This window comes from Algoriphagus sp. 4150 (genome assembly GCF_031457395.1).
In the GTDB taxonomy this organism is placed as follows: Bacteria; Bacteroidota; Bacteroidia; order Cytophagales; family Cyclobacteriaceae; genus Algoriphagus.
The window spans coordinates 84,699-109,975 of the sequence record NZ_JAVDWS010000018.1; the positions used below are offsets into that span (position 1 = coordinate 84,699).

Sequence of the window (25,277 nt, forward strand, 5' to 3'; positions counted from 1 at the left end):
AGGAATATAATGGAAGCAAAATTTTCGAACAGAGTCAAAGAGGTGATCTCTCTTAGCCGCGAAGAAGCACTTCGCCTGGGGCATGATTACATTGGCACAGAGCACCTCTTGCTGGGGATGATTCGCGAAGGAGAAGGTGTTGCTGTTTCCATTCTTAAGAAATTGGGAGTGCCAATGGACGAATTGCGTAATGCGATCGAACGCGCTGTAAAAGGCACTGCAAATCACAACGTAAAGAATATGGCAAATATCCCTCTGACAAGACAGTCAGAGAAGGTATTGAAAATCACATATTTGGAGGCAAAAATCTTCAAAAGTCAACTGATCGGTACAGAGCATTTGCTTTTGTCCATCTTGAGAGATGAGGATAATATTGCTACTCAAATACTGAACAAATTTGAAATCAACTACGATTCGGTAAAGGAAATGCTGGAAATGTCTTCAGATACGCCTCCGCGCTCGAAAGCAGAAGCGGAAGATGGAGATGATGACGGATCCAAGCTTTTTGGTTCTTCCGGTAGTGGATCGGGTGCATCCAAGCCGGGAGCAGAGAAATCCAGAACTCCTGTATTGGATAATTTCGGGCGGGATCTGACCAAAATGGCCGAGGACGATAAGCTCGATCCTATCATCGGTCGTGAAAAAGAAATCGAACGTGTAGCTCAGATTCTTTCCAGAAGAAAGAAGAACAATCCGATTTTGATCGGTGAACCGGGTGTGGGTAAGACAGCTATAGCTGAAGGCTTGGCACTTCGGATTATTCAGAAGAAAGTTTCCCGTGTGCTATTTAACAAGCGTGTGGTGACGTTGGATCTGGCTTCCTTGGTGGCCGGTACAAAATATAGAGGACAATTTGAAGAGAGAATGAAAGCCGTTATGAATGAGCTGGAAAAGTCACCCAATGTGATCCTTTTCATCGATGAGCTACATACTATAGTAGGAGCTGGCGGAGCATCAGGATCTTTGGATGCATCCAATATGTTCAAACCGGCATTGGCTCGGGGAGAAATCCAGTGTATCGGAGCCACTACCCTGGATGAGTATCGCCAGTACATTGAGAAGGATGGAGCTTTGGCACGTCGATTCCAGATGGTGATGGTAGATGCTACTACTCCTGAGGAGACCGTTCAGATCCTGAATAATATCAAGGATAAATACGAAGATCACCATAATGTCAACTATACTGACGAGGCTATCATTGCCTGTGTGAAACTCTCTGACAGATATATTTCGGATAGATTCTTACCTGACAAGGCCATAGATATTCTGGATGAGGCAGGAGCCAGAGTCCATATCAACAATATTCATGTGCCGGAAGAAATTCTGAAACTTGAAGCTGAGGTGGAGGATATCAAGACGGAGAAAAACCGTGTGGTGAAATCCCAGAAATATGAAGAAGCTGCCCAGCTTAGAGATAAGGAGAAAAAGTTGCTTGAGCAATTGGAAACAGCCAAAAACAAGTGGGAAGAGGAGAGTAAATCCAAGCGATATACTGTGGAAGAGGATAATGTGGCTGAAGTGATCGCAATGATGACTGGGATACCCGCCAAGAGAATCGCTCAGAAAGAAGGCGCGAAGCTGTTGAATATGAGTGGGGAATTGTCCGGTAAGGTAATTGGGCAGGATGAGGCTATTAAGAAATTGACTAAGGCAATTCAAAGAACCCGCGTGGGATTGAAAGATCCTAAAAAACCGATTGGCTCTTTTATTTTCTTAGGTCCTACGGGCGTAGGTAAGACGGAGTTGGCCAAGATGCTTGCGACTTATCTTTTCGATAAAGATGATTCTCTGATCAGGATTGATATGTCGGAGTATATGGAGAAATTCTCTGTATCGAGATTGGTAGGAGCGCCTCCGGGCTATGTGGGTTATGAAGAAGGTGGGCAGTTGACTGAGAAAGTCAGAAGGAAGCCATACTCTGTAGTCTTGCTGGATGAGATAGAAAAAGCTCACCCGGATGTGTTTAACATTCTGCTTCAAGTCTTGGATGACGGTATCTTGACAGATGGTTTGGGAAGAAAAGTGGATTTCAGAAACACGATCATCATCATGACTTCGAATATTGGGGTTCGTGATCTGAAGGATTTCGGCGCCGGGATTGGTTTTGCCAGTCAGGCCAAATCTGACAATATGGATGAAGTAATGAAATCGACCATACAATCTGCTTTGAAAAAAGCATTCAGTCCTGAATTCCTAAATAGATTGGACGATGTGGTTGTGTTCAACTCTCTTACCAGAGAACACATCTTTAAGATAATTGATATCAGTTTGGGTAAGTTGTTTGCAAGAATCACTGACCTGGGATACAAAATTGAATTGACCGAAAAAGCGAAGGAATTCTTGGCCGAGAAAGGATACGATCAGCAATACGGTGCCAGACCTTTGAATAGAGCTATTCAAAAATATTTGGAAGATGCGATTGCAGAAGAGATCCTTAAAGGTGACCTTTCTGATGGCGATGTGATTACAGCCGATTATTCAGGAGAAGGTACGGAATTGACTATTGTAGTGAAGAAAAAAGAGAAAGCGGATTAATAAGTAATCTCTGATTAAAATATATGATTATCCGCAATGATGCCAGTAAGCCTTATTTTCTTTGGTATAACGGCAGGAAGACCGATGACAGAAGACCGAAGTGGTCTCGACGCTAGTGTTTTCCAAATCCTATAATGCTTTAGTCTCTTTACTGGCAGAAAAGCGGATAATCATATTAAAATAAATTAAAAGCCCTGGATGATAAATTCAGGGCTTTTTTTATGTCATTTTTTACCGCTAAAGCTTCCGTGGGTGTTTCGCTCTGGGGAAAAAGAGTTGTTTAAAGCCAGTCGTGATGACCCGAACTACGGTAGAGGGAGTTGAGCAGGTATCGATGAAAGATTGATTAGAGGATACGTAGAACGGGTCAGTCCGAGCACCCGGAAGACGGGAGTCTGAAGGAACGAGGACCGTTCGTACTTCCCGACTCTTGTCAGTCATGCGCTCAAGGTGACTACAATCACAGTTCTAAGAACAATTTCTGTCATTTACTTTTTGTGCGTTTCGCAACCAAATGTTAAGTATGGTGATCATACGGACAGCGACAGTGGGGAAGAAGCACAAATTCGTGGTTGTTTTTCATATAACCCGGATTCATTCAATAAATAAAACTCTAAGATTTTTTTGATCTACACTTGTAGATGTGGTTTATTGTTCTACATTTGTAGATGTAATTTAATGTAAATGCAATGAAACTATCTAGGGCAGAGGAAGAACTGATGAACCATTTGTGGAGACTGAAGCGGGCTTTTATGAAAGATCTGATGGATGCCTATCCAGATCCTAAGCCTGCATCGACCACAATCTCCACCTTGTTGAAACGAATGCAGGACAAGGACTTTGTGGGCTACGAGGCTACGGGGAAATTGCGGGAATATTTTCCGCTGGTTTCTAAAGAAAATTATTTTTCCAAGCACCTGAAAGGCTTGATCAAAAACTTCTTTAACGATTCACCTGCGCAGTTTGCCTCCTTCTTTACTAAAAAAACAGAACTCTCAGAAGAGGAATTATTAGCTCTTAAAAGTATAATTGAAGACCAGTTAAATCAGAAAAAATGATGGCTTACCTTCTAAAATCCATAACCTGTTTGCTTATTCTGCTTCTTGCTCATCGGTTGCTCTTGCAGCGAGAAGCAATGCACAGATTCAATAGATTTTTCCTGCTTTTTTCTGTGGTGGCATCCTTTCTTGTTCCTTTAGTGACGATTGAGGTTGCCCCGGAGCCGCTAACTCCTGTGGAAGTAATGTCTGAGCAGGTTTACTATGAGACCGTAGAAGGAGATTACATCAATGAAATGCCTGTTTACGATGCTGTGGATGAAGCTAAGTTTGACTGGGATTATCTGATTTATGGCATCTATGGTGTTATTTCGCTTATATTTTTCATTCGATTTGTAAGAAACATCAAGATTCTGGTCAACAGGATTCAGCGGAATGTCAAGATCAGTTACCGTGGTCAAACCCTTGTTTTGCTCAAGGAAGAATCGCTGCCTTTTTCTTTTCTCAACTATATATTTGTAGCGGAATCAGATCTGGAAGCAGGAAAATTTACCGATGCCGTCTTTGCACATGAGTGCACCCATGTGCAGGAGAAGCACAGCTGGGACAATCTTTTTATAGAAGCATTGCTTGTACCGCTTTGGTTTCATCCCGGACTCCACTGGGCGAAGGCAAGCATCAAACTCAATCATGAATTTATAGCAGATGAAGTGGCTTTGCGTACTACTTCGCTGGAAAAATACGAGCGCCAGCTTTTGGCAATGATGCTTTTCGGACAAAAGTATGGCTTGGTAAGCAGTTTGAATTTTTCATTAACCAAAAAACGATTTGAAATGATGAAGAGAAAATCAGTGAATCCGAAAAGTTGGATCAAGATTTTGGTTTTGATTCCTGTGGTAGGTGCACTGGTTTATTTTTTCAGTGAAAGGGTTACTGCCCAGGTAGATAAATCAACTAGTGAGTTTTTTGTAAATGCTCCAAATGAAGAAAATATAGACTTTGATTTTACTTTTGAACTAAACCCAACCGGAACAATCGGATATGAGAACAAGGAATATGATCTGGAAGGAATCGAAGACCTGATAAAAGAGAGAAAAGCGGTAAAAGCAGATTTGAAGATTAATTTGATTACATATCCTGATATATCTATGGGTGATTTGGAAGATTTTCAGACTGTATTGAGAGATCTGGATATTAGGAATGTCCATTATGTTTCCCAAGATCAAAAATCAAATGAAAACAATACAACGCAGAACACAGGAAAAGCTAAACATTTTGCAAATGTCAAATTTCTGATAGAGAATGATCAAATGTACTATAGCGTAAGGAGCTATGAAGAGCTTAGTGATCAGCAGAAATCTATGTTGAGCTTACCCCAAAAAGCACCATCAAAAAGATCGCCTGACGATTCTGTTTATCAGGTTTTTAAAAATAGCAAGACCTTTGGGTTATGGCTGGATGGAGAAGTAATTCCTACTAGAAAATTGGATGAAATTAATAAAGATGAAATAGCCTATTTTGTCACTTCGAGGGTTTATGACAATGCAAAATCTGAAAGATTTCCTCAGCCATATCAAGTGTCTTTGTTTACAGAAAAATTTTATGATAAATTCTATGGACCGGATGCTGAGATGTGGAAGCCAAGACAAGGAACGGTAATTTTTAGCGCTAGTCCTTTGGCCGTATATATGATTGATCTTTCTAAATCTCCTAATCCTACAGGTGAATACCTTGATGTATATAATAAATATGAAGAAATCAGGACGGCAGAACCTCATTTCATCGATAAACAACGGGAAGAAAAATATGAAATGCATTCTTTGTACTCACATTTGATTGGGATGTATTTTCAATTTGATTCTGAACTGAAGGCTAAGGTATTCCGTCCCACTGCTCCCCATGCTCCTTATGTAAAATTAAAAAAGGGCAGTGAAGTCTATTACAAGTTGCAAAAAGACCTGAACGAGGAGGAAAGAAATCAGCTTTCTTCACCACCTTCGACCCCAACTCAGAAAAACAATAAACAAAGTGTGATTGGATCTGACATTGTCAATAATTTGGATGCAAAATCAAATGTTTCTGCTGAATATATCATCTTAAAATACAAAATATTGAATGATAAGTATGAGAAACAAAGAAATGAGAAGCCTCATTTTATGCAAAGAAATGAAGCTGATCAAAATATATTAATGAAATTATATTCTGATTTGGGAGAGGAATATTACAGAATTCGCTTGTCTGATAAGCCAAAGGTAGACCGTCCGATCCATCCATATGATCCTTATATCAAACTGGCTTCAAATGGGAAAGTTTACTATAAATTGAAAGATGACTTGACTGATGAAGAACGAAACCAATTACCACCACCTCCTGCGCTAAAGGATATAGTATCTGCTTATCATCAGATATTCCTGAAGTACGAACTGATGCGACAAGAAGGAAGAAATTATAACAATAAATCTCTGGAAGAAAGGGAAATCATGTATCAAATGTATAATGAGCTGCAAGATAAATTTCTAGCCATGGAACCTGCTCAGAGAAGACAGGTGAAAATGGTGAATTTCCCTTATATCAGACTTGAAGAGAATGGCTTAATGGTATTCAAGGCTACTGATGAGCTCAGCCCTGAGCAGCGCGCTTTGGCTGGCTGCTAGGAAGAGTTCCCTAAATCAAAAAAACGACTGATTTAGAAGTAATCCCGGTTCAGTCATTCCTGTTTCGGGGAGAATTTGTTGGAATGTCTTGGGCCAGGTATTTACCCAATCGTGTAAAGAATTCTTAGCCGGTAATTTTGCCTGTATTACCTTCTCCAGTTTGGTAAAATCAAAATTGTCTGAGGCAATACCGGCTCCGGAATGTACTGTATCCAATGCATTGCAAGCTTGCTCATATTGACCTGCAACCGGAACCACCATCACGGGTTTGCCTAGATACATGGCTTCGCAAATTGATTCGAATCCTGCCGTGCTCACCAATCCCCTGCAGGCTGCCATATCCCGAAGGAAGTTCTTGTCATGAACTCGATGGAAACTCAGATTAGGTAAAGGGTATTCAGTCTCTGCAGCACCTTTTTTATCCCAATATGCCCGTATTTTCAGATGGGGATTTGCTTTCGCGTACGAAAGAACTTCTAGGCTGTAGCCACTATTGACTATGTAGGTAAGGAAAAAGTCGCCTGAGGTTGAATTCAATTTTTTTACTTCCTCTCTCAGTAGTGGAGGTACTACGGTGATTTCGTCCGTGGATTCCAATTCATAGAATGAAAGTGCAAGCTTTTCAGTTGCCCCCAAAGCGGTTATTCGGGTATTGAGTTTGAAAAAGAACTTATTTAACCCTTTTGCAGGAGCAAATTTGAAATCAGGATGATAGATCAAATACTGATGGCCGATAACCCAATAAGCGGCACGGGGACGAAAAAAGGTATTGTAAATACCTCCCAGTAAGTCATAGAAATTCAAAATGATATCAGGAGATTCAGCCGTGACTATTTTGTCTATTTTTTGAAGGCTTTGCCAAAAAGTACCTGACTTTGCCAGATTACTTCGGATGGTTTTCCCTATTAAGATTTTTTTATCATCCTTATCGCAGGCGAAATTCGGGCTGTCCACTAAATGGATTGGTGCTGATATTTCCTTGGAGAAAAATTCTGGAATAGTCCTGCGTTTGCTTTTTCCCAAAATAACTCCTACTAAGTCATGACCTTGTTTTCTTAGCATATGGGAGAATGCGATGGCCTGAGTCATATGCCCACGTCCCTCTCCCTGTACGATAAAGATGAATTTCATCTGTTTATAATTTGATTTTTAATGGTCAGATAGCCTGTCTCGCATAGCAGATAATCATCCCTTCTCGTGCAGGTTGTGTCATGTCTGCCTAGCCGGTAGGCTCGATTTCATTGGATGGAAGTGATTGCGGGCGGTTCCAGATCATCGGTTGGTTTGGTGAAGGAAACTTCCCTCATAGGCACCATTGTAGTTTCCTGTTTGCCGATGAAAAATTGCTGTAGACTGTCGTCATGAACTTCTTTGAAATTGATTTCATTATAGTAGATCAGCTGCCAATTCCCTTCATAATCTTCTGCCAGAGCACTCATCGTCTCCACCCAGTCACCTGAGTTCAAGTAATGGATACCGTCTATTGTCCTATTTTCAGGCTTGTGAATGTGTCCGCAGATGATTCCGTCACAGCCTTTGACTTTAGCCATTTTTGCCAGTTCTTCCTCGTACTGGTCTATGTAGGAGACGGCTGATTTAACCTTTCCTTTCACATATTGGGAAAGTGAAAAATAGGGGAGTCCGCGTTTAATTCGATAATGGTTGACCACGCTATTCAGCCAAAGCAAGAAAGTATAACCAATGTCTCCCAGATAGGCTATCCAGCGAAGATTGGTCGTAATACTGTCAAATACGTCCCCGTGCGTGATAAAGTACTTTTTACCATGGCTTTCATAGATCATGTCTTTTTGGATCGAGAGATTTCCCATTTGAAAAGGGAGAATCTGATCCAGAAAATCATCGTGGTTTCCGCGTAAATAATACACCTTGGTACTGTGATTCTCAATCATCTTCAGGATTCTGTTGAAGAAGCGGGTATGCTTTCTTTTCCAGGAACCTGATTTTTTGAGTTGCCAGCCGTCGATGATATCGCCGTTGAGAATTAGATTCTCACAGTTATACTGCTTAAGAAACCGTGCGATCTCTTTGGCTTTGGAGCCTTTTGTACCCAAATGTACATCGGATACTACTATCGTTTTGAATTGGGTTTTCACAATACTGGTTTTGATGGAAAGTTAAAATCTCCATTTGAACTCATTATCAGTGCATTATTAATAAAATAGTAAGAATACTTAAGTTTTGAGTTCTAATGTAATCCCAATGTTAAGAGGGAGTGAAATCGAGCCTGCCTACCGGTCAGACAGGCATGACCCCGTACCTGGGGGAAGAAATAGGGGGATGATTATATCCAAGCATACACCGCATCAGCAGATTTGCTTGTTGTTAGGGCGCGTTGGGGTGACGCAGCACGAGGGTGCGGCTGGTCTGAGGGCGGAAGATTGCTGGCGTCTTGGCCTTTTGGTTCTTTTGGGCCAAGCCAAAAGAACAAAGAAATCGAGTTTGCCTGTGGCCAGGCAGGCCTGCCTACCGCAGGCAGGCTTGATCCCGTACCTACGGGATCATACAGAAGGTTATTTAATAACCCATTTAAACTCACTCGACTATTTCTCTAAAAGAAAAAACTTAATTTATAATCACATGAAAAAAGGCTGTTCTATCACTTTATACTGCAGCTGAGAACCCGGCTTTTGAGCTAAAAGGGATGGGGAATACGGCATCTTATAAAATTGCTTGAAGTTCAGGAGGTAGTTTTTATCTTGTAAAATCAAGCAGTAATTTGGGTCGGGAACAGGCAACTAAAATCACATGGAAAATTCTAATTCAGTTTTTTGGACACGGTACAAAAAAGCACCTATTGTGGGGATCATTCGTGGGCAATCATTAGATAGCATTTTGAGAATAGCTCAGGCATACGAAGAGGCAGGGTTAACCACTCTTGAAATCACGATGAACACCGAAGCTGCTGCGTCGATAATTTCTACTGTGAAAAAAGAATTTCCATCTCTGAATGTAGGAGCTGGCACAGTATGTAACTTGGAGGATCTTCGGGAAGCACTTGATGCAGGAGCGGAGTTTATTGTCACTCCCATTATTGATGAGCTGGTGATCGAACATGCTGTGGATGAAAATATTCCAATCTTCCCCGGAGCATATTCTCCCACGGAAATATATAAAGCATGGTCGCTGGGAGCCTCAGCGGTCAAGGTGTTTCCGGCCACTCAATTGGGAGTTGAGTTTATCAAGGATATATTAGGCCCATTAGATCAAATCAAATTACTTCCCACCGGTGGAGTTTCTAAGTTTAATATCAGATCATTCTTTGAGGCAGGTGCATTTGGAGTAGGAATGGGCAGCTCGCTAATTGATAAAAAAATGGTAGGAGAGGGGGATTTTATTGGCTTGAAAAAGCACTTTGTCACTATTAGGGCCGAGATAGCAGGTTTTTTAAATCCTTGATCCGGCACATCGCCTTTGGGTTCTGAGGGCAAAAAAAAAGTGGCTTTTTCAAAAAGCCACCTTAGACAAACTACAAACCAATTTATTCTAATTATTGACTACCTCATTTTCATTTTCTAACTCTACCAAGGCCACCGCTCCGTGAATTGCCGTTTCATCCATTTCTGAAAGCAAAATTTCAAATCTCTCAATGACAGTGGGGTAATTGAAAGTGGAAAGTGACTTATAAAGTGATTCTTTGAAAAGAGGGTATGTTTTTCGTATTGATCCGCCCAAGATTACCGCTTCCGGAGCTAGGGCATACAAGATATGCTTAATAAGTTCACCCAAGTGGTGTCCGAATTCATCAAATGCTCTTAAAGCGGTAGGATCCCCTGCAAGTGCCAGTTTTGCCAGCGTTTTCGGCTTGCTTTGATAGTATTTTTCAAAAAACTTGCCACTGCAATAATGCTCAAAATCATGATCCAGATAGGTAGCACCACACCATTCTCCTGCAGCAGAGTTTACACCGCTATAGAGGTGTCCATTGATGACGATACCTCCTCCGATTCCTGTACCCAGAGTTAATCCAACCAAGTGATTGAATTTTCGGCCCACTCCGAATTTATGAACGCCTGATGCAAAACAATTCGCGTCGTTATTGATGAAGACAGGCTTCGAAAAGCGCTCAACAAGAAATTTCTTAAGCTCCACATGCTGAAAAGCGGGGATATTTGAAAGTCCTAAAACGATGCCTTCCCGTACGTCCACCAAACCGGGGATTCCTACGCCGATTCCCACTAAATCGTATGTCAAATAGGTTTCAATGAACTCCGCTATGGTTTCTAAAATGAACGCTTTACTTTCTTTTGCAGGTGTAGCAATGGATCGGATGTCCTCCAGATGTCCATTAATTAGCACACCACCTTTAATCCCGGTGCCTCCGATGTCTAATCCCAAAATGGCTTTTTCCATTCGCTACAATTAATAAGTTATAGGTTTAATACAAAAGCTGTGACTGATAGATCTACCCATCAGTCACAGCCGAGCTTATTCTTTTTTTAAAGCATTCCTTCAATGGACTTCTCCAGTTCCCTTGCGGTTGCCAGGAATTCTTCCACGTTCATATCCCGGAAGAAGATCAGGCCATGGCTTGATCTAACTTTGGCGCGATCATGCTGGTAAAAGTAATTCTTACCCAATAGAAGTTGAATAGCATCCAATTGATCCACCCAAATTCTCTTGGCAACGGTACTGAATTTACCGTTGTGGGAATAGCTTGGGAATGAAGCATTCACCTGGCTCATATAGCAGTTGGCAAAGGAATCTTCCATTACTGACATATCGCCTAGTGAAACAGGAACTATTACATTGGCCTCATGTGGCTCAAACTTGAACCAGACATTTCTGTACCCGATAATTCTAAGTTCGCTGATGTCTTTTTCTTCTCCCCACTTCTTGACAGCAGCTGCAGTAGCCTGAAGAACTTTGTAATGAGTATCCGGTCCAGATCCTTCGGGATCGAGTGTTAAACTAATCTTTGTAGGGTTAACTTTTCTAAACATTTCCACGATCGGTTCTACGTCACGATCTTTGTCAGGTTGCTCTGTGAAAATATCCCCTGTATAGAACCCAAGTCTCAAGTGGTGGACATTCTTCACCTGTACTCCGAAGTGTGCCCATACCAACTCTTCCTCAAACTCACGGATCATGCCCTTAAGTTTCTGAACTTTGGAGGAGTTTTTCTCTCCATCATAGCTATTCTTTAGAATGCTGATGACGTCATTGATCGTTTCTCTGAGTTGGGTTTTGTCTTTGATTTCATATATGATCACCAGTGCTCTCACTACCCGGTGGCAAAGACCCCTTACCCGCTGATCTGCATCTTCGGAGGCTACATTGGTCAGGTAATGATAGACATCCTTGTCGGTTTTCAGACTATAGCCTATTTCAAAGAAATCTTCGAAATGAACCATTTGAATCTGCCCGTTGTCCAACAGCTTCTTGGTTTGCTGTAGCGTGTCGATCACAAAGGTATTTGTGACTGCCGTAAAGCCTGAAGTCAAGACAGAGAAGTGCGCTGTGTTGGTAGGCTCATGAAGCTGATTGGTGATATGGGGCAAAATACCCAAAGAGATATCATCATGGTGTGGTCCTGTATGAAGAAGAACTTCATTACGCTCTTGTTCCAAGCCTTTAGTCAGCTTTTCTTCTATACTCTTCATCACCTGATTCACGGTGTCTTCCGACAGGTCCGGGATCAACTTGGTGTATTTGTCTGCTTTTAAGTCAGAAAGTTTGATTCTGTGTCCGTATTTTCCCAGTTTTTTACAAAGGTCGATTACAGATCTTTCTGTTTTTTCCCAAGTCCATTCCCCTTTTTGGTAATAGGCATCTACAGAGTCTGTAAGTTTTACGCCTGCACCTTTTGTGACATAGAATCTGCCGTTTTTCAGCTTCTGAAGTACGGTAGCAGGATATACGTTGTTAAGGGGAGTTTCAAGAGAATCTTTTACGATGCCTGCTTTTGCTTCTCCCGCCGCAATGATAATTGCCACCGCATCCGGATTGTATACAATTGTATCCAGTCCAATGGTAATTACCAGTCGATTGGACGAAATTTCAATTCCGCCAAGATCTCCAGCTGCCACTGCTTGAGTTTCAAAATTGGTTTCGGTCAATCGGGTAACCGAGAATAAGTGTGAGCCACGGGTGTTAAATGCAATGTGCCCATCAGGTCCAATTCCACCCAGAAAGAAACCGATTCCGCCTGCATCTCTGATTTTTTGCTCATATTCTCCACACCATTGGTCAATCATGTAGATCGACTGCTGCTGCAGTTTTTCCATTTCATTCTGAGGGTCACGGAATCTGAGCGATAGGTCTACTTTGAGGTCAGGGAAAATAGCACTGAAATGAAGCCCGTTAGCCAAAGGAATCTCGTCTGAATTGATCAGAATGGCTTTTTCTTTAGAAAGCCCGAAACCTTGGATGTAGAACTTGTTGACGTAGTCGTAGAAGCTGTTGTTTTGCTTGGAAGAAATCGGATAGAATTCATCGATCTGTACAAATGTCAGATCTTTCAGAATAGGCTTTTTGGTAGCTCCCAAGCCATATTTTTCCCGTACATCTTTCCCTTTTTTATTGTCCCAGTTTTCAAGTAGGAACTGCGTCCATTTGATGAAAAATTCAGGCGTTTTGCCTGTAGGTAAACTGATGACACCCTCAGGGTTAGCTGCTGCCCATTCCAAAAAACGGCAGGCAGTGAGCAAGCCAAGTTTAGGAAAATTGTCAACTTGAAGGTAAGGAATAAGGGTGCTGATCTTTTCTACACCAGATTCCTGAAGAAAACTTTTTTCAACTTCTGAAAGCGGATACTTACTTAGCATACTGTTTGGAAAGGTTTGTTTTTAGGGAATACTTTTATCAAGCTATTTTTAAGTGGTTAATAATCAATTTGATATGATTACCTCTGATCGGTATTGCCTAAATGGCTCCACCGATAGAACTTCTTATCATTAACTTTTTTTACTCTGGTAATTTACTTAAACAAATCTAAAAAATGTTTTTTAATAAAACGAACTTTAATAAAAATTTTATAAAAGTTTAATATTAAAAATTGAGCAGAGTGGTTTTTACAGGGATTCTAACTTTAGGACAAGCCCCAATGGAATAGAAAATTTACGTTCGGGAATTGCTCTTCCACAGGAATTGGTGGAAGCCCAAATTATTTTTTTTCTTAACTTTCGTTATGCTAATAATAGTTACTGGAGTTTCGGGAACAGGGAAAACCACCATCGGTTCTAGTTTGGCCGAAACGTTGGCCTTACCCTTTTTTGATGCGGATAATTTTCACCCGAAAGAAAACATCGCCAAGATGAGTCAGGGACAACCCTTAAATGATGAGGATAGAATGCCGTGGCTTCAGTCCTTGGCAGATCTTCTAGTCCAATCAGGGAAATCCAAGGGGGCTGTATTGGCATGTTCTGCTTTGAAAGAAAGCTATCGGCAGTTATTGAACGTGGGAGAAAACGTGCATTGGATTCACTTGAAAGGAGACCGCGATGTGATCTGGAGTCGAATGCTTGCCCGTAAGAATCATTACATGAAAGCAGCAATGCTGGATTCGCAATTTGCAACATGGGAGGAACCTGAGTATGGATTGAAACTGAGTATTTTTCAAGCTCCGGATGAAATGTTGGCAGAAGCTCTGAGCTATTTGGGCTATAAGGGTTAGTGAGTATGGGGAATTGACACTTCTATTCCAATTGCCGGGATACTTCCCGGCATCTATTTTTTGTATGGGTTGCTTTGAATTACTTAATGCACGAAATTGAAACATCCTTATACTCAGCAGCCATGACCAAATCACTATTTGCCCTTTTCTTGCTTATTCCGTTATCAACACTCTCAGGATTTTCTCAAGCCTATGTGATTTCCAATGTGAATATAGTCACCATGGAGAATGAACAGGTGCTTGAGGACCGGGCTATTTTCGTCGAAGATGGAGAAATTCTCAAAATCCTCCCTGTGCATGAGCCATTTGATCGTGATACTTTTCAAGAAATCGACGGTAACGGGGCTTTTGTGTACCCCGGTCTGGCCGAGTTTCATTCCCATATTCCTGTGACTGAGCAGGGGGATACGCAGCTTCAGGAAGAAACCATGTGGTTGTATTTGGCAAATGGAGTTTTGCGCGTGAGGGGAATGATTGGAGATCAGTCGCATTTGACTCTTAGAGATAAGGTGGACTCAGGGGAAGTAGCCGGTCCTAGGCTTTTTCTTTCCGGTCCCTCATTTAGAGGGGCTACGGTGACTTCTCCGGATCAGGCAGTACAGATGGTCAAAGCTCAAAAGGATGCCGGCTATGATCATCTAAAGTTGCATCCCGGATTATTGATGGATGAGTTTTTGGCAATTTCCAAAACCGCCAACGAGTTGAATATTCCTTTCGGAGGGCACATCTCTTTGGACGTTGGGTTGGAAGCAAGTTTGAAAAACGGGTATAAATCCATAGAGCATATGGATGGGTACATTGAGGCATTGATACCGGATTACTCCAGAGTCATGGATCCGAAAATTGCAGGGCCATTCAGCATGTTACTGGTGAATGAAGCCGATCTAAGCAAGCTTCCGGAGTTAGTAGACTTGACACTTGAGACAAAGGCTTGGATTGCTCCGACTTTGACGCTTTTTGACCGCTATTTTGGAGCGAAGCCGGCAGAAGAGTATAGGGGGATCCCAGAGATGAAATACATGTCTGCCGATCAAGTACAGGGGTGGATAGATGCCAAAACTCCTTATGAAAAATCAGGTGTATTGACAAAAGAGCATGTGCAGCCGTATCTGGAATTCCGGAATATGCTATTGATGACCTTACACCGGGCAGGAGTACCTGTGTTGATGTCTTCGGATTCTCCCCAGGTATTCAATGTACCCGGATTCTCCATTCATCATGAGATAGAATTGATGTCCAAAGCCGGCATGACCAACTACGAGATTTTGAAATCGGGTTCTGTAAATCCTGCCGCCTATTTCGGGCAAGATGGAGAATGGGGAATGATCAAAGAGGGTGCTGCAGCTGATTTTGTGTTAGTATCCAATAATCCCTTGGAAGACCTGACCACTCTTCAAAGCCCGCTTATGGTCGTGATGAAGGGAAAGATCTATGACAGTGATGAGCTTGAAGAACAGCTGAGGAGAATCGCTTCAAATCATACAAAGGAATAAAATCGTCCGTTTCTAGCATTGATTTTAATCGCATTCAGGAGATTTCCTGATTACCGAGCTTAATTTTCATTCTAATTTTTGATTTCACCCCCATGAACCTATATCGCAAACTAATAGTATTGGCATTGTTTTTTTCAGGCACTGTCTGTCTCTCTCAAACCAAGTCTACCATGATCGAAGAAAAAGCAGACCTTACTGTCAAAGCTGAAAAAGTAGCGACCTGGGAAGGTGAAGATGTCTTTCAATACGTTCTCGACAACGGTGTGATGCAGGTGGAATTGACAAATTATGGGGGAATAATAGCTAGAATAATAACTCCCGACAAAGACGGAAAGCACGACAATGTAGTGCTGGCACTGGAAGAAATTCCGGATTACTTCACTAAGAATGGACCTTATCTTGGTGCTGCTGTGGGTAGATATGCAAATAGAATTGGGACGGGTTCGTTTGAGCTTGATGGGGAATCTTTTCACCTTACCAAAAACAATGGAGAAAATACCCTCCATGGAGGATCAAAAGGATTTGGAGTGAAAGTATGGACTCCTGAAGTGTATAAGAGTGATAATGCTGTCGGAGTGAAAATGACCTATCTAAGTGTGGATGGAGAAGAAGGTTTTCCGGGGAATCTTATGACAACACTTTGGATGGAATTGACAAGCGACAATAAACTGAAACTCCGCTTTGAATCTACTACCGATAAGAAAACAGTAGTAAACCTTACCAACCATTCTTATTTCAATCTAAGCGGAATCAAGGAGGACGTGCGTAGTCATGAGCTACAGATTTTTGCCGAAGCGATTACACCTACCGGACCAGGACAGATCCCCACGGGTGAATTGCTAGAGGTGTCGGGAACTCCTTTTGATTTTACAACACCAAAGAAATTAGGTGCTCAGATGGATGCATTGGGTGAGGGTTTTGATCATAATTATGTCACCAAAAGAGAAAATTCGACGGAGCTAAAGAAAATAGCTGTGGTCAAGCATCCTAAAAGTGGGCGTACGATGGCAGTTTACTCCACAGCGCCTGGTGTGCAGCTATACACGGCTAACCATGTGAGAGACTTTGCCGGGGCTGATGGCAAAATTTACCAACCTCACTGGGCACTTTGTCTTGAACCTGAGGCTTGGCCCGATAGTCCAAACAAGTTGAACTTTCCCTCAGCTAGTTTGGCTCCGGGAGAGCAGTATGTGCATGAGATTGTCTATGAATTTGGGATAGAGAAATAAACGTCTGGATTAGTTGTGGTTGTAAAATGAATGAAGCAAAACCACATCGATTCAGTGCTCCTGAGTTTTATCGAATAATATTTTTTAAAGATGAAGTTCGGCTTTTGGGTGAGCAGTCAGTTCCTTCCGGTATGATTCAGATGGTCTTGTCGAATAACAAGCTTTTGCTGAAAGTGGTGATTAGGAGGAAAGGCCCGACTACATTCCATTTGAGATCCGGGAAATTATAGAGAAATAGGAGGGGATTTCTATCTAAAGGCGCAAAACTTTCAACAGACTGAGTAAGCATTACGCAGGAGAATTTGCAGGAATAGCTCTCAATCGCTGTAAAGGCTATGGGAATGGTACTTGTAAGACTAATGGGAGAACACTAAACCAACTAATCTCTTATGAAAACAAGTAATTTAAATCAACCCGCAGCAAGCACCTTTGGTAAAAAGGCAAGGATTACCGGAGCTGTGCTGCTGTCATCACTGTGTTTGGTAGGGATGACCTCCTGCGAGGATGATGACGATGACCCTATCGTGGATACTATCAGCCAGCAAGATAGAAATTTCGCAATGGCTTCTTCCGAATTTATTAACGCTCAAATTAGCTTAGGACAACTTGCCTTGGATAAGGGTGAGGATGATTCTGTTTTGGGGTATGCGACTATGCTTATAGAAGACAAGACTTCCAGTAAAGTGGAGCTTGAAGGGATAGTAGATGGCAAGGACGTAGATATTTCCGATGGAATGTCTGATGAAATGACAGCTGAATATGATGAACTTGCGACGCTCAGCGGGGTAGACTTTGACAAGGCTTTTATCCGTTCGCAAATTGATCTGCTAGATGATTCTATGTCAATGTTTGAAAATGAAATTGACAATGGTGAAAACTTTACTATCAAAGGTTTCGCTGATAAAACGTTGGGTCAAGTAAAAGACCATAAAGCAGAAGCTGTCTTGGTGAAATCCGAGGTGGATATAGAAGATCTGTAGGAAGTCAGAATGTACTTGTGGCTGATTAATCCAGCCGCAAATGCGTGATGATTTCTTTAGAGCCGGTATTCCGACAGGATGCCGGTTTTTTTCTTTTAACCATTACGAACACGCATAAAGGTTATCACAGCGAACGCAGTAAACCTGAAATCTTCACTAGCCTATCCCAGCCTAAGTTCTTTTTGCTAAAGAGCTTTTCCGGAAGCTGTAATTTTTTATTAGGCGAATAGCTTTGCGGCTGCCGTTTGACTTTCTTCAAATCTCTGATATCCACAGATCACCGCTTCAAAATCTTCCAATTTTCCAAGATGCCTCAGTGCCAAAGGATTGCCGAAATGAACTAGTATGCATGATTTGGCTTGAGCTAGGCTCCTGATTTCTTCCAATACCGCTATGTCCATTCCAAACCGGTTCAGCGGTTTATGGGATGGGACAAAGACTGAAATGATTACTTTTTCGGCTTTATTGATTTCTACTTTTTCCAAGTTTTGAGAGAAAAGCACTTCCAATTTATGGGCAAATGAGTTTGGCTCACGATGGAAGAACGTGCGATGAGCCAGTCTTCCTTCTGCTGCCAATTTTCGCAATTCTCCACCATCTATCTTCCCAGAGACCATAGAAACGTATTCTTCGGCAAGTTGAGATTGAAGTTCGGAGTGACTTTTCCAATCAAACTCAGGAACATCCGGTTCTTTAAAATCAAATACGCCCAGCTTTTCTTTTAAGGCCCAAACTTTCTCAAACGCAGCTTCTATTTCTTCTTCTGAGGCATTTTCGGCAATTTTATCCACGCCTTCTTTTACATGATCCGAAAAGCATAAAATATCATTTCCCGCATGAAAGGCCTCCCATTCCAATTGACCGGGTTCCGGGAATAAATCTGCCACTGCTTTCATATTAAGCGCATCTGAGATGACGATTCCACCGAATCCCATTTCAGTTTTTAGCAAATCCGTAATAATCTCCCGACTGATGCTGGCAGCTATTTCCCTTCCTCCCGATAATGCCGGAGCTGCCAGATGTCCTACCATAATCATTTCCACACCCTGATCTATTCCATATTGAAATGGAAAAAGTTCCTCTTTTCTCAGTTCTTCTTTGGTCTTTTGGATAACCGGGAGTCCCAAGTGAGAATCCGTTTGGGTATCGCCATGCCCGGGGAAATGCTTGAGACATGCTCCGATTCCTGCTTTTGTCATGCCATGATACATTGCCATGGAATTCTCGGCTACTTTTTGTGGATCTGTTCCAAAGGATCTGTAGCCGATCACGGGATTGTTTGGGTTGGTATTTATATCTGAGCATGGGGCCAGGTTTAGATGAATTCCGGCCATCTTCATGTCCAGTCCCATTCTATAGCCCACCTCTTCGATCAATACCGGTGCGTTTTCCTTGAGCGCTCCAAGCGTGATAGCAAAAGGATACTGGGGTGTCTTTTCTACCCGCATTGCCAAGCCATATTCTCCGTCAATGCTGATCAGCAGTGGGATTTTTGAAATAGCCTGATAGCGACAGATAAGCCCGATCATTTTCTCTAAGGTTCCGCTTACATCCAGTACTTCGGCACGTTTTTCGAAGTTGGCAGCAGCAGAATGGCGACTATGAAAAAATGTCAATCCGCCGATTTCCTGCTCACGGATTAACTGTTCTACGGCAAGGTAATTTTCCTCCGAATCATGTATAAATGCTGCGGGAGAGAAGCATTGGGCTATTTTTTGATCTTTGGAGAGTTTTGAATTCATTGGAAAATTGAAAGATTGGAATATTGTGAAATTAATTGAAAGTTATTTTGTAAACCGAAATGCGGAGGTTCGAAAAAGGTCGTAAATCGTAACTTCCAAATCGTAATTCAATCCGTTTTCTTCCCAAATTCCCTAGGGTACCTCACACTTGCGGCAATAGCCAGCGCCGGAATCATTGCTACACCCACCCAGATAAAAAAACCTGTGTAGCCCAGCCACTCTTGAATATAGCCGGATAGCATTCCGGGAAGCATCATACCCATGGCCATAAAACCTGTTGCCAAGGCGTAGTGTGAAGTTTTGAACAGACCTTCTGCCAAGTAAATCAAGAAGATCATGTATGCAGCGAAGCCGAATCCATAGCCGAATTGCTCGACGACTACCACTGTACCGGCAAAGAAGAGATTCTCGGGTTGGAAGTGAGCTAGACCTATGTAAAGCAAATTAGGGAGGTTCAGCGAAAGTGCCATCGGGATCATCCACTTGCCCAGTCCATGACGGGAGATGGCTATTCCGCCCAAGATCCCACCCAAGAGTAATGCAATTACCCCAATAGTGCCATAGAGAAATCCTACCTGAGAGGTACTTAATCCCAATCCGCCAGTTTGTCTTCCTTCCAATAAAAAAGGAGAGGCCATCTTCACCAACTGGGATTCTCCCAACCGATAGAGCAATACGAAAGCCAGTGAAATTCCAATGTTTTTCTTGGTGAAGAAGTTAATGAAAACTTTCCCGAAGCTCGCTTCCCGGGCAGTGCGATCAGTTGCTTCTTCTTCTACATTTGGTGTAGACAAATAATTGACGGCAGTCAGAATCAGCATCAAGAGCGCCACGGCAATCATGGTGTATGACCAGGCTTTGCTGTTGTCACCCAGAGTTGTTTCCAGATAACCTGCGATCATCACGATCAAACCCTGGCCGGTGATCATTCCTATTCTGTAGAAGGTGCCTCGCAATCCCACAAAAAAGGATTGCTGCTCGGGTTTCAAAGCGATAAGATACATGCCGTCTGATGCAATATCATTGGTGGCAGAGGCAAAAGCTCCCATCCAGAAAAATGCCAGAGTCATAAAGAAAAAGCTGCTACCGGCAGTGGTCAGTCCGACTCCCAGAAAAACCAGGGAGAGTATTAATTGCATTGTCAGAAACCATTTTCTCTTTGTTCCAAAAAGATCTACAACTGGGCTCCAAATGGGCTTGATCACCCAGGGGAGGTATAACAAGCTTGTATATAAGCCAATATCGGAATTGGAAACACCCAGCTTTTTGTACATAATCACCGACACGGTAATGATGACTATGTATGGAATTCCCTCGGTCAAATACAACGAGGGAATCCAGATCCAAGGATTTCTATTGGAAGAGTTGCCCATCACTTCCTGATCAGATTTTCGTAGACACTTACTTCAGATCCGTCGATGATTTTTGCGTTTACTGCTTTTTCGTAGAATTTGGCAGGGCCAACTCCGCCGATAATGGCGTATGCATAACCCATTTCCCGCATGGATTCCAGAGATTTGACCAGAAGTATTTTACCTATTCCTTTTCCCCGTTCGGATTCCAGTGTGCCTGTGGGACCAAAGAAATTTCGGGCGGTACTTTCGTAGCATGCAAACCCCAGAATGTCGTTTCCCCGTTGTGCGAGCCAGCAAGCTACCGGCTGTCTGCTGAAACCTACTTCCAATTCTGACTGCCAATACTCACCAAAATGCTCCAAAACCCACTTGCTTATAAGGTGCTTTTCCGGTGCGATTGCTCTTCGGAATGAGATTTTTTCCTTTTTCAACAGGCGTGCTTCTTCTTGAGAAACATCCGGCAAACCGATCAATCGCACAAGCATGTCTTTCATAGTTTTAGGTTTATGGGATTTGGTAAACTTGCGTTTGTACGATTCTGCCGTAATGATCAATCCAGCGTATGGCAAGGTATTTAGTGTTAAGACTCTTTACTTCCAAGGTTCTGGCTCTCATTCCACCTACCCATACCGGGTGTATTTCAGCTGTGGACAAGTGATTCAACTCATTTGCCCCCTGTATAAGTGCGTAGCGAATGGCCGGGTCAAGTGGATTTGCCATCCGTATAGAGGTCAATTCCGAATTGGCTTCCACGCTGAATACTACAGGCGTATCTATGATAGAAGGGCTTTTAGGCTGAAATGACGGAGGTAAAGTAGGCTCATTATACAATTCGCTTTTGAGTAACTGAGCAACATCCTGGTTTTTGATTTTTATGGACTTTGCAGAGAAAAAAGCATTTCCCTGAATTGTAGGAAGTGTACGTGTATAAGAAATCTGTGTATTGATTTCCCTTGGATTATTCCAGGCAGCGTCAGAGTCATCACGGATTTTATAGGGACCATTTCCGATGTAGATGTTCGTGTTGAAGTGGTTTTTTGCCCACCAGTCATTCAGTATTCGATGCGATGCAAGTCTATGATCCATACTCCAATAGAGTTGGGGGATCATGTAATCCACCCAGCCATTTTTCATCCAAAGCAAAACATCCGCATAGAGATCGTCATAGTTCGTTTGTCCTGCCCGGGTAGGGGATCCTTTTGGATCTTTGTCCTGATTTCTCCATACACCAAAGGGTGATATCCCAAACTGTACCCAAGGTTTACTTTGCTTGATCGTCCGGTTAAGCTCCAGAATCAATTGGTTTACATTCTCCCTTCTCCAGTCGTCTTGGGATTGACCGGGCTTCTTGTACCTATCATAGGTGCTTTTATCGGGGAAGTCTAATTTTGCGACTTTATAAGGATAGAAATAATCGTCAAAGTGGACAGCGTCAATGTCGTAATTGTCCACGATTTCCTTGATCACAGCCAGTAAATGGGCTTTTACTTCGGGTAACCCCGGATTGTAATAATATTTTGTGTCGTATTTCAGCATCCAGTCCCTATGCAGGTTATAATCATGATTGGGACTGAGGTCGGAGGTGTTTAGATTCATGGTGGCACGATATGGGTTCAGCCAGGCATGAAATTCCATACCACGGGCATGGGATTCCCTGATCATCCAAGTAAGGGGATTCTCGTTTGTATTTGGAGCTTTACCCTGCTTTCCTGTCAGGTACTTGGACCAGGGGGCGAGGTTGCTTGGATAGAAAGCATCTCCGGCAGTTCTTACCTGAACGATTACCGCATTGAAATTGAGGTTTTTGTAATAGTCCAACAGATTAAGAAAATCGCGCTTTTGCTTTTCGTACGTGTCATCCGGAGAAATAGGCCAATCGATGTTTGCTACCGTAGCTATCCATACCCCACGGAATTCCCTTGGCATTTCCGGCATTTGAAAAGTTAATGGCTGTAAAGCCACAGGAGCCATCGGCAAGTTTTTTACAGGAAGATTGGCTCCGGGATTTGGATTGGTGGTCGTGTTGACGGTGCCGGAAGGCCGCTTTCCGGGCGTTGTGTTTTTTTGGGATTTACAGGCAGAAAACAGTAGGCCGATGGCCAAAATAATAAATAGATACCTAGAAAGGGATTTCATATGTTTATAAATTTTTCTTAAAGGCCATATGGAATCTCGCATGCATTATAATCGTTCCATTGTGTGTTCCCGTAGGTACGGATCATGCTCGATTTCATAAATGGGTAATCAGAGCGTTGGTATGGGTTTCAAATCTAAATCTGCCAGATTTTTTCGGAGTTTCTTCATAAAGGCATCTCCGGGGTCGGTTTTAATAGTGCGATAGTCAGGATCGATTTCTTTCCACAGGTTTGTTGACTGGAAGTTTTGGTATTCATGATGGCCGATGACATAGTCTATTGCATATTTCCTTTCCAGATATCTGATCAGCTTTTCGTTTGCCTTTAATTGTTCTTTTGTCAAAGGCATCTTATCGCTGCCGATATTTTCGATACCAATTGCCAGATAATTCAAGCCAATCGTATGTCTGGCAAATGTAGTGTCCGGCAATAGTCTAAAAATCGTGCCGTCCCGATCAATTAAAAACTGGCTGGACACATTTAGGTTGCCGGCACCGGTCAAATCTGCCCTTCCATTCAAAGTAGCCGGATTGAAAACATCAAAGGTCACTTCTATATTGTCAATTGCAGTCCAGTGGACCACTACCATTTTGGGGTCAATAGATGCAGTTTTCTGTTCCAGCCCATGACGTTCTTTGAGGTATTTGAGAGATAGTTCTTCTCTTTCCTGATTCCAAATGATGGGCTTGTCTATTATCCTAAAAGTAGATTTTGGGCTGCAGGAGCTTTGAATAAGTGAAATGCAACAGATTCCTAATAGAAATATAGGATACAGGGAATTGGACTTCATGGTTTTTCAGTCTACTTTAACGTCAAATTCAATGGGGTAAGAATTGCTTTCCACAGCTAAACTAGCCAGAAAAATGCAGGATAGACAAGGTGACCGGGCAATTCTTTGCAGGTAGTTTCATTTGATGATTGTTTTTGCAAGTTTTTGCTGTTATTGTTAGCTTCCCGAATCCAACAATTTTATCCCATGCTGAAAGAAGAAAGACAGAAGTATATTTTGGATCAGGTACACCTGCATCACCGGGTTTTGCTTAATGATTTGTCAGATTCTTTGAATGTGTCAATCGATACCGTGAGACGGGATGTAAAGGAGTTGGACAAAGAAAAAAAGCTTAAGAAGGTGCATGGTGGAGCGACGTCCTTTGGATTTATGACTTTCACCAAAGACGATGGGAATATCTACCTGAAGTCAAAGAAAATTTCCATTGCCGAAAAGACTGTTTCTCTACTTTCTGATGGGCAGGTGATCTTAATGAGCGGAGGTACTACGAATATGGAAGTTGCCAATCTCATCCCAAAGAAATTGGTTTTGACTGTCTTCACACCAAGTTTGCATGTGGCGATGGCCTTGCTTGAGCATGAAAATGTTGAGGTGATTTTTCTGGGAGGCAAACTGCTGCATGAGGCCAAATTCGCAGTGGGAGGAACGGTGGTAAATGCGCTTTCCCAGCTTCGGGTGGATTTATGCATACTGGGAACAGGTTATTTGGATGCGCAGTTTGGTTTGACAGAATTTGACTGGGAAGTGATCCAGGTGAAGCAGGCGATGATCCGAGCTGCCAAGAAAACTATAATTCTGACTGTTTCGGACAAACTTCATTCCGTCCAAAAATATAAAACCTGTGATATGACGTCCGTTCATACCTTGGTTACCGAGCTGGATCCGTCGGATCCGCTTTTGGATGCGTTTAGACCTTTTGAGTTGGTTCTGGTCTGATTTTAAGATTTGGGTTATCCGTCATCGCGATCCGCCTGAGGCGGAGAAGCGATCTCGTAGAAATGAGCAATCTCATTGTATTTACGAAATACGAATGGCGATTTACGGGATCAACGGAAAGTGAAGATTTATTCTAAGAAGTTGACTCACCTAGTTATTTAAAGAATACTGAAGGATCAGATCAACGTACCTAGATTCAATAATGCCGTAAATCGTACTTCGGAAATCCAGAATCAGAAAGGATTGCCGCGTCAAAAGCAATTCCCTTCGGTCATTGTTTTTTCCTCGCAATGACGGACAAAGCAATGGATTCCAAGAGTAAAAAAAGCTTCCCATTTCTGAGAAGCTTCCTGTGATTAATTATCCTTTTTTTTGTGAAGGTCGTTATCGTGCGCACCGTCTTTACAGCATTCATCAAGTTTCTCATAGGCTTTCGGATCACGTTTCAGTGAATCTGCATGATAGCCCACCATAGTTACACGTTTTCGGAGTTTGTCCGGATTGGTCTTGGAGTCCAGATAGGCAATGTTTAATACTTTGGTTTCCAAGTCCAGATTTACAGATTTCACGCCTTTTTCGAAGGTGAGATCCTTTTCCAAAGTAGCCTTGCACATCTCGCAGATTGCTGATGTTTGGATGCCGATCGTTTTTACCTGTGCCTGCACCGCAAATGCAAACACTGCAATAATTAAGGTTAATATTAGCTTTTTCATATGTTTATAATTTTTCTGTCACTTCATTTTTATATTTTTAGGTAAGGGTAAGAAAACGCTAAGAAGTTAAATTTTCATATTCAT

Annotated in this window: 19 protein-coding genes; 9 read left to right on the top strand and 10 right to left on the bottom strand. The window is 42.3% G+C overall.

Annotated elements, in window-relative coordinates:
• The first annotated feature begins 9 nt into the window (after positions 1-9).
• The 3 genes from J2X69_RS19375 to J2X69_RS19385 all read left to right on the top strand — a co-directional run bounded on the left by J2X69_RS19375 (position 10) and on the right by J2X69_RS19385 (position 6,187).
• On the top strand, positions 10-2,535 hold the full coding sequence (locus tag J2X69_RS19375; protein ID WP_310107077.1) for an ATP-dependent Clp protease ATP-binding subunit: 2,526 nt from the start codon (positions 10-12) through the stop codon (positions 2,533-2,535).
• 689 nt (positions 2,536-3,224) lie between these two features.
• Positions 3,225-3,593 carry a BlaI/MecI/CopY family transcriptional regulator gene (locus J2X69_RS19380; protein WP_310107079.1) on the top strand — a complete coding sequence of 123 codons (369 nt, stop codon included), beginning with the start codon at positions 3,225-3,227 and terminating at the stop codon, positions 3,591-3,593.
• Complete coding sequence (locus tag J2X69_RS19385; RefSeq protein WP_310107081.1) at positions 3,590-6,187, top strand: M56 family metallopeptidase; 2,598 nt, start codon at positions 3,590-3,592, stop codon at positions 6,185-6,187. The genes J2X69_RS19380 and J2X69_RS19385 overlap by 4 nt, the downstream gene beginning before the upstream one ends.
• Before the next feature lie 15 nt (positions 6,188-6,202).
• Here J2X69_RS19385 and J2X69_RS19390 read toward each other — a convergent pair whose 3' ends face one another.
• Positions 6,203-7,318: a glycosyltransferase family protein gene (locus J2X69_RS19390; RefSeq protein WP_310107083.1), complete on the bottom strand. Its 1,116-nt coding sequence runs from the start codon at positions 7,316-7,318 to the stop codon at positions 6,203-6,205.
• A gap of 107 nt (positions 7,319-7,425) precedes the next feature.
• Positions 7,426-8,301, bottom strand: a complete 876-nt coding sequence (locus J2X69_RS19395; protein ID WP_310107085.1) for a UDP-2,3-diacylglucosamine diphosphatase — start codon at positions 8,299-8,301, stop codon at positions 7,426-7,428.
• Positions 8,302-8,953: 652 nt separating this feature from the next.
• Between J2X69_RS19395 and J2X69_RS19400 the strand changes: the two genes are divergently transcribed.
• Complete coding sequence (locus tag J2X69_RS19400) at positions 8,954-9,604, top strand: bifunctional 4-hydroxy-2-oxoglutarate aldolase/2-dehydro-3-deoxy-phosphogluconate aldolase (RefSeq protein WP_310107087.1); 651 nt, start codon at positions 8,954-8,956, stop codon at positions 9,602-9,604.
• Positions 9,605-9,691: 87 nt separating this feature from the next.
• On the opposite strand, the gene J2X69_RS19405 is transcribed toward J2X69_RS19400, so the two are convergent.
• Positions 9,692-10,558 carry an ROK family protein gene (locus tag J2X69_RS19405; RefSeq protein WP_310107090.1) on the bottom strand — a complete coding sequence of 289 codons (867 nt, stop codon included), beginning with the start codon at positions 10,556-10,558 and terminating at the stop codon, positions 9,692-9,694.
• An 86-nt stretch (positions 10,559-10,644) separates the two neighbouring features.
• A complete protein-coding gene (locus J2X69_RS19410; RefSeq protein ID WP_310107092.1) occupies positions 10,645-12,972 on the bottom strand; it encodes a glucosamine-6-phosphate isomerase in 2,328 nt (775 codons plus the stop codon).
• Between the two features lie 362 nt (positions 12,973-13,334).
• Here J2X69_RS19410 and J2X69_RS19415 point away from each other — a divergent pair, with 362 nt between their 5' ends.
• From J2X69_RS19415 to J2X69_RS19430, 4 genes are all read left to right on the top strand, one after another.
• Positions 13,335-13,820 carry a gluconokinase gene (locus tag J2X69_RS19415; protein WP_310107094.1) on the top strand — a complete coding sequence of 162 codons (486 nt, stop codon included), beginning with the start codon at positions 13,335-13,337 and terminating at the stop codon, positions 13,818-13,820.
• 122 nt (positions 13,821-13,942) lie between these two features.
• Positions 13,943-15,313 (top strand): amidohydrolase family protein, encoded by a 1,371-nt coding sequence (locus tag J2X69_RS19420; protein ID WP_310107096.1) that lies wholly within the window; start codon positions 13,943-13,945, stop codon positions 15,311-15,313.
• Between the two features lie 170 nt (positions 15,314-15,483).
• Positions 15,484-16,542, top strand: coding sequence for an aldose epimerase family protein (locus tag J2X69_RS19425; protein ID WP_310107099.1), 1,059 nt, complete (start codon positions 15,484-15,486; stop codon positions 16,540-16,542).
• A gap of 389 nt (positions 16,543-16,931) precedes the next feature.
• The gene (locus J2X69_RS19430) at positions 16,932-17,522 is read left to right on the top strand and encodes a DUF4142 domain-containing protein (protein ID WP_310107103.1); all 591 of its coding nucleotides are present in this window, start codon (positions 16,932-16,934) and stop codon (positions 17,520-17,522) included.
• A gap of 218 nt (positions 17,523-17,740) precedes the next feature.
• Here the strand turns inward: J2X69_RS19430 and J2X69_RS19435 are convergent, their stop codons facing one another.
• From J2X69_RS19435 to J2X69_RS19455, 5 genes are all read right to left on the bottom strand, one after another.
• Entirely contained in the window at positions 17,741-19,264 is a 1,524-nt protein-coding gene (locus tag J2X69_RS19435; RefSeq protein ID WP_310107105.1) for a glycoside hydrolase family 3 N-terminal domain-containing protein, read from the bottom strand.
• Positions 19,265-19,371: 107 nt separating this feature from the next.
• Positions 19,372-20,637, bottom strand: coding sequence for an MFS transporter (locus J2X69_RS19440; protein WP_310107107.1), 1,266 nt, complete (start codon positions 20,635-20,637; stop codon positions 19,372-19,374).
• Positions 20,637-21,113 carry a GNAT family N-acetyltransferase gene (locus J2X69_RS19445; RefSeq protein WP_310107109.1) on the bottom strand — a complete coding sequence of 159 codons (477 nt, stop codon included), beginning with the start codon at positions 21,111-21,113 and terminating at the stop codon, positions 20,637-20,639. The genes J2X69_RS19440 and J2X69_RS19445 overlap by 1 nt, the downstream gene beginning before the upstream one ends.
• 10 nt (positions 21,114-21,123) lie before the next feature.
• The gene (locus J2X69_RS19450) at positions 21,124-22,755 is read right to left on the bottom strand and encodes a family 10 glycosylhydrolase (protein WP_310107112.1); all 1,632 of its coding nucleotides are present in this window, start codon (positions 22,753-22,755) and stop codon (positions 21,124-21,126) included.
• Between the two features lie 108 nt (positions 22,756-22,863).
• Complete coding sequence (locus tag J2X69_RS19455) at positions 22,864-23,544, bottom strand: peptidoglycan recognition family protein (RefSeq protein WP_310107115.1); 681 nt, start codon at positions 23,542-23,544, stop codon at positions 22,864-22,866.
• Positions 23,545-23,730: 186 nt separating this feature from the next.
• On the opposite strand from J2X69_RS19455, the gene J2X69_RS19460 reads away from it, so the two are divergent.
• Positions 23,731-24,480, top strand: coding sequence for a DeoR/GlpR family DNA-binding transcription regulator (locus J2X69_RS19460; protein ID WP_310107117.1), 750 nt, complete (start codon positions 23,731-23,733; stop codon positions 24,478-24,480).
• Between the two features lie 356 nt (positions 24,481-24,836).
• On the opposite strand, the gene J2X69_RS19465 is transcribed toward J2X69_RS19460, so the two are convergent.
• Entirely contained in the window at positions 24,837-25,193 is a 357-nt protein-coding gene (locus J2X69_RS19465; RefSeq protein WP_310107119.1) for a heavy metal-associated domain-containing protein, read from the bottom strand.
• Between the last annotated feature and the right edge of the window lie 84 nt (positions 25,194-25,277).

Coding starts and splice junctions, on each gene's coding strand:
- J2X69_RS19410 (WP_310107092.1), bottom strand. CDS start 12,972: ATGCTAAGTAAGTATCCGCTTTCAGAAGTTGAAAAAAGTTTTCTTCAG.
- J2X69_RS19400 (WP_310107087.1), top strand. CDS start 8,954: ATGGAAAATTCTAATTCAGTTTTTTGGACACGGTACAAAAAAGCACCT.
- J2X69_RS19435 (WP_310107105.1), bottom strand. CDS start 19,264: ATGAATTCAAAACTCTCCAAAGATCAAAAAATAGCCCAATGCTTCTCT.
- J2X69_RS19445 (WP_310107109.1), bottom strand. CDS start 21,113: ATGAAAGACATGCTTGTGCGATTGATCGGTTTGCCGGATGTTTCTCAA.
- J2X69_RS19455 (WP_310107115.1), bottom strand. CDS start 23,544: ATGAAGTCCAATTCCCTGTATCCTATATTTCTATTAGGAATCTGTTGC.
- J2X69_RS19425 (WP_310107099.1), top strand. CDS start 15,484: ATGATCGAAGAAAAAGCAGACCTTACTGTCAAAGCTGAAAAAGTAGCG.
- J2X69_RS19380 (WP_310107079.1), top strand. CDS start 3,225: ATGAAACTATCTAGGGCAGAGGAAGAACTGATGAACCATTTGTGGAGA.
- J2X69_RS19420 (WP_310107096.1), top strand. CDS start 13,943: ATGACCAAATCACTATTTGCCCTTTTCTTGCTTATTCCGTTATCAACA.
- J2X69_RS19375 (WP_310107077.1), top strand. CDS start 10: ATGGAAGCAAAATTTTCGAACAGAGTCAAAGAGGTGATCTCTCTTAGC.
- J2X69_RS19385 (WP_310107081.1), top strand. CDS start 3,590: ATGATGGCTTACCTTCTAAAATCCATAACCTGTTTGCTTATTCTGCTT.
- J2X69_RS19415 (WP_310107094.1), top strand. CDS start 13,335: ATGCTAATAATAGTTACTGGAGTTTCGGGAACAGGGAAAACCACCATC.
- J2X69_RS19440 (WP_310107107.1), bottom strand. CDS start 20,637: ATGGGCAACTCTTCCAATAGAAATCCTTGGATCTGGATTCCCTCGTTG.
- J2X69_RS19405 (WP_310107090.1), bottom strand. CDS start 10,558: ATGGAAAAAGCCATTTTGGGATTAGACATCGGAGGCACCGGGATTAAA.
- J2X69_RS19450 (WP_310107112.1), bottom strand. CDS start 22,755: ATGAAATCCCTTTCTAGGTATCTATTTATTATTTTGGCCATCGGCCTA.
- J2X69_RS19390 (WP_310107083.1), bottom strand. CDS start 7,318: ATGAAATTCATCTTTATCGTACAGGGAGAGGGACGTGGGCATATGACT.
- J2X69_RS19465 (WP_310107119.1), bottom strand. CDS start 25,193: ATGAAAAAGCTAATATTAACCTTAATTATTGCAGTGTTTGCATTTGCG.
- J2X69_RS19430 (WP_310107103.1), top strand. CDS start 16,932: ATGAAAACAAGTAATTTAAATCAACCCGCAGCAAGCACCTTTGGTAAA.
- J2X69_RS19460 (WP_310107117.1), top strand. CDS start 23,731: ATGCTGAAAGAAGAAAGACAGAAGTATATTTTGGATCAGGTACACCTG.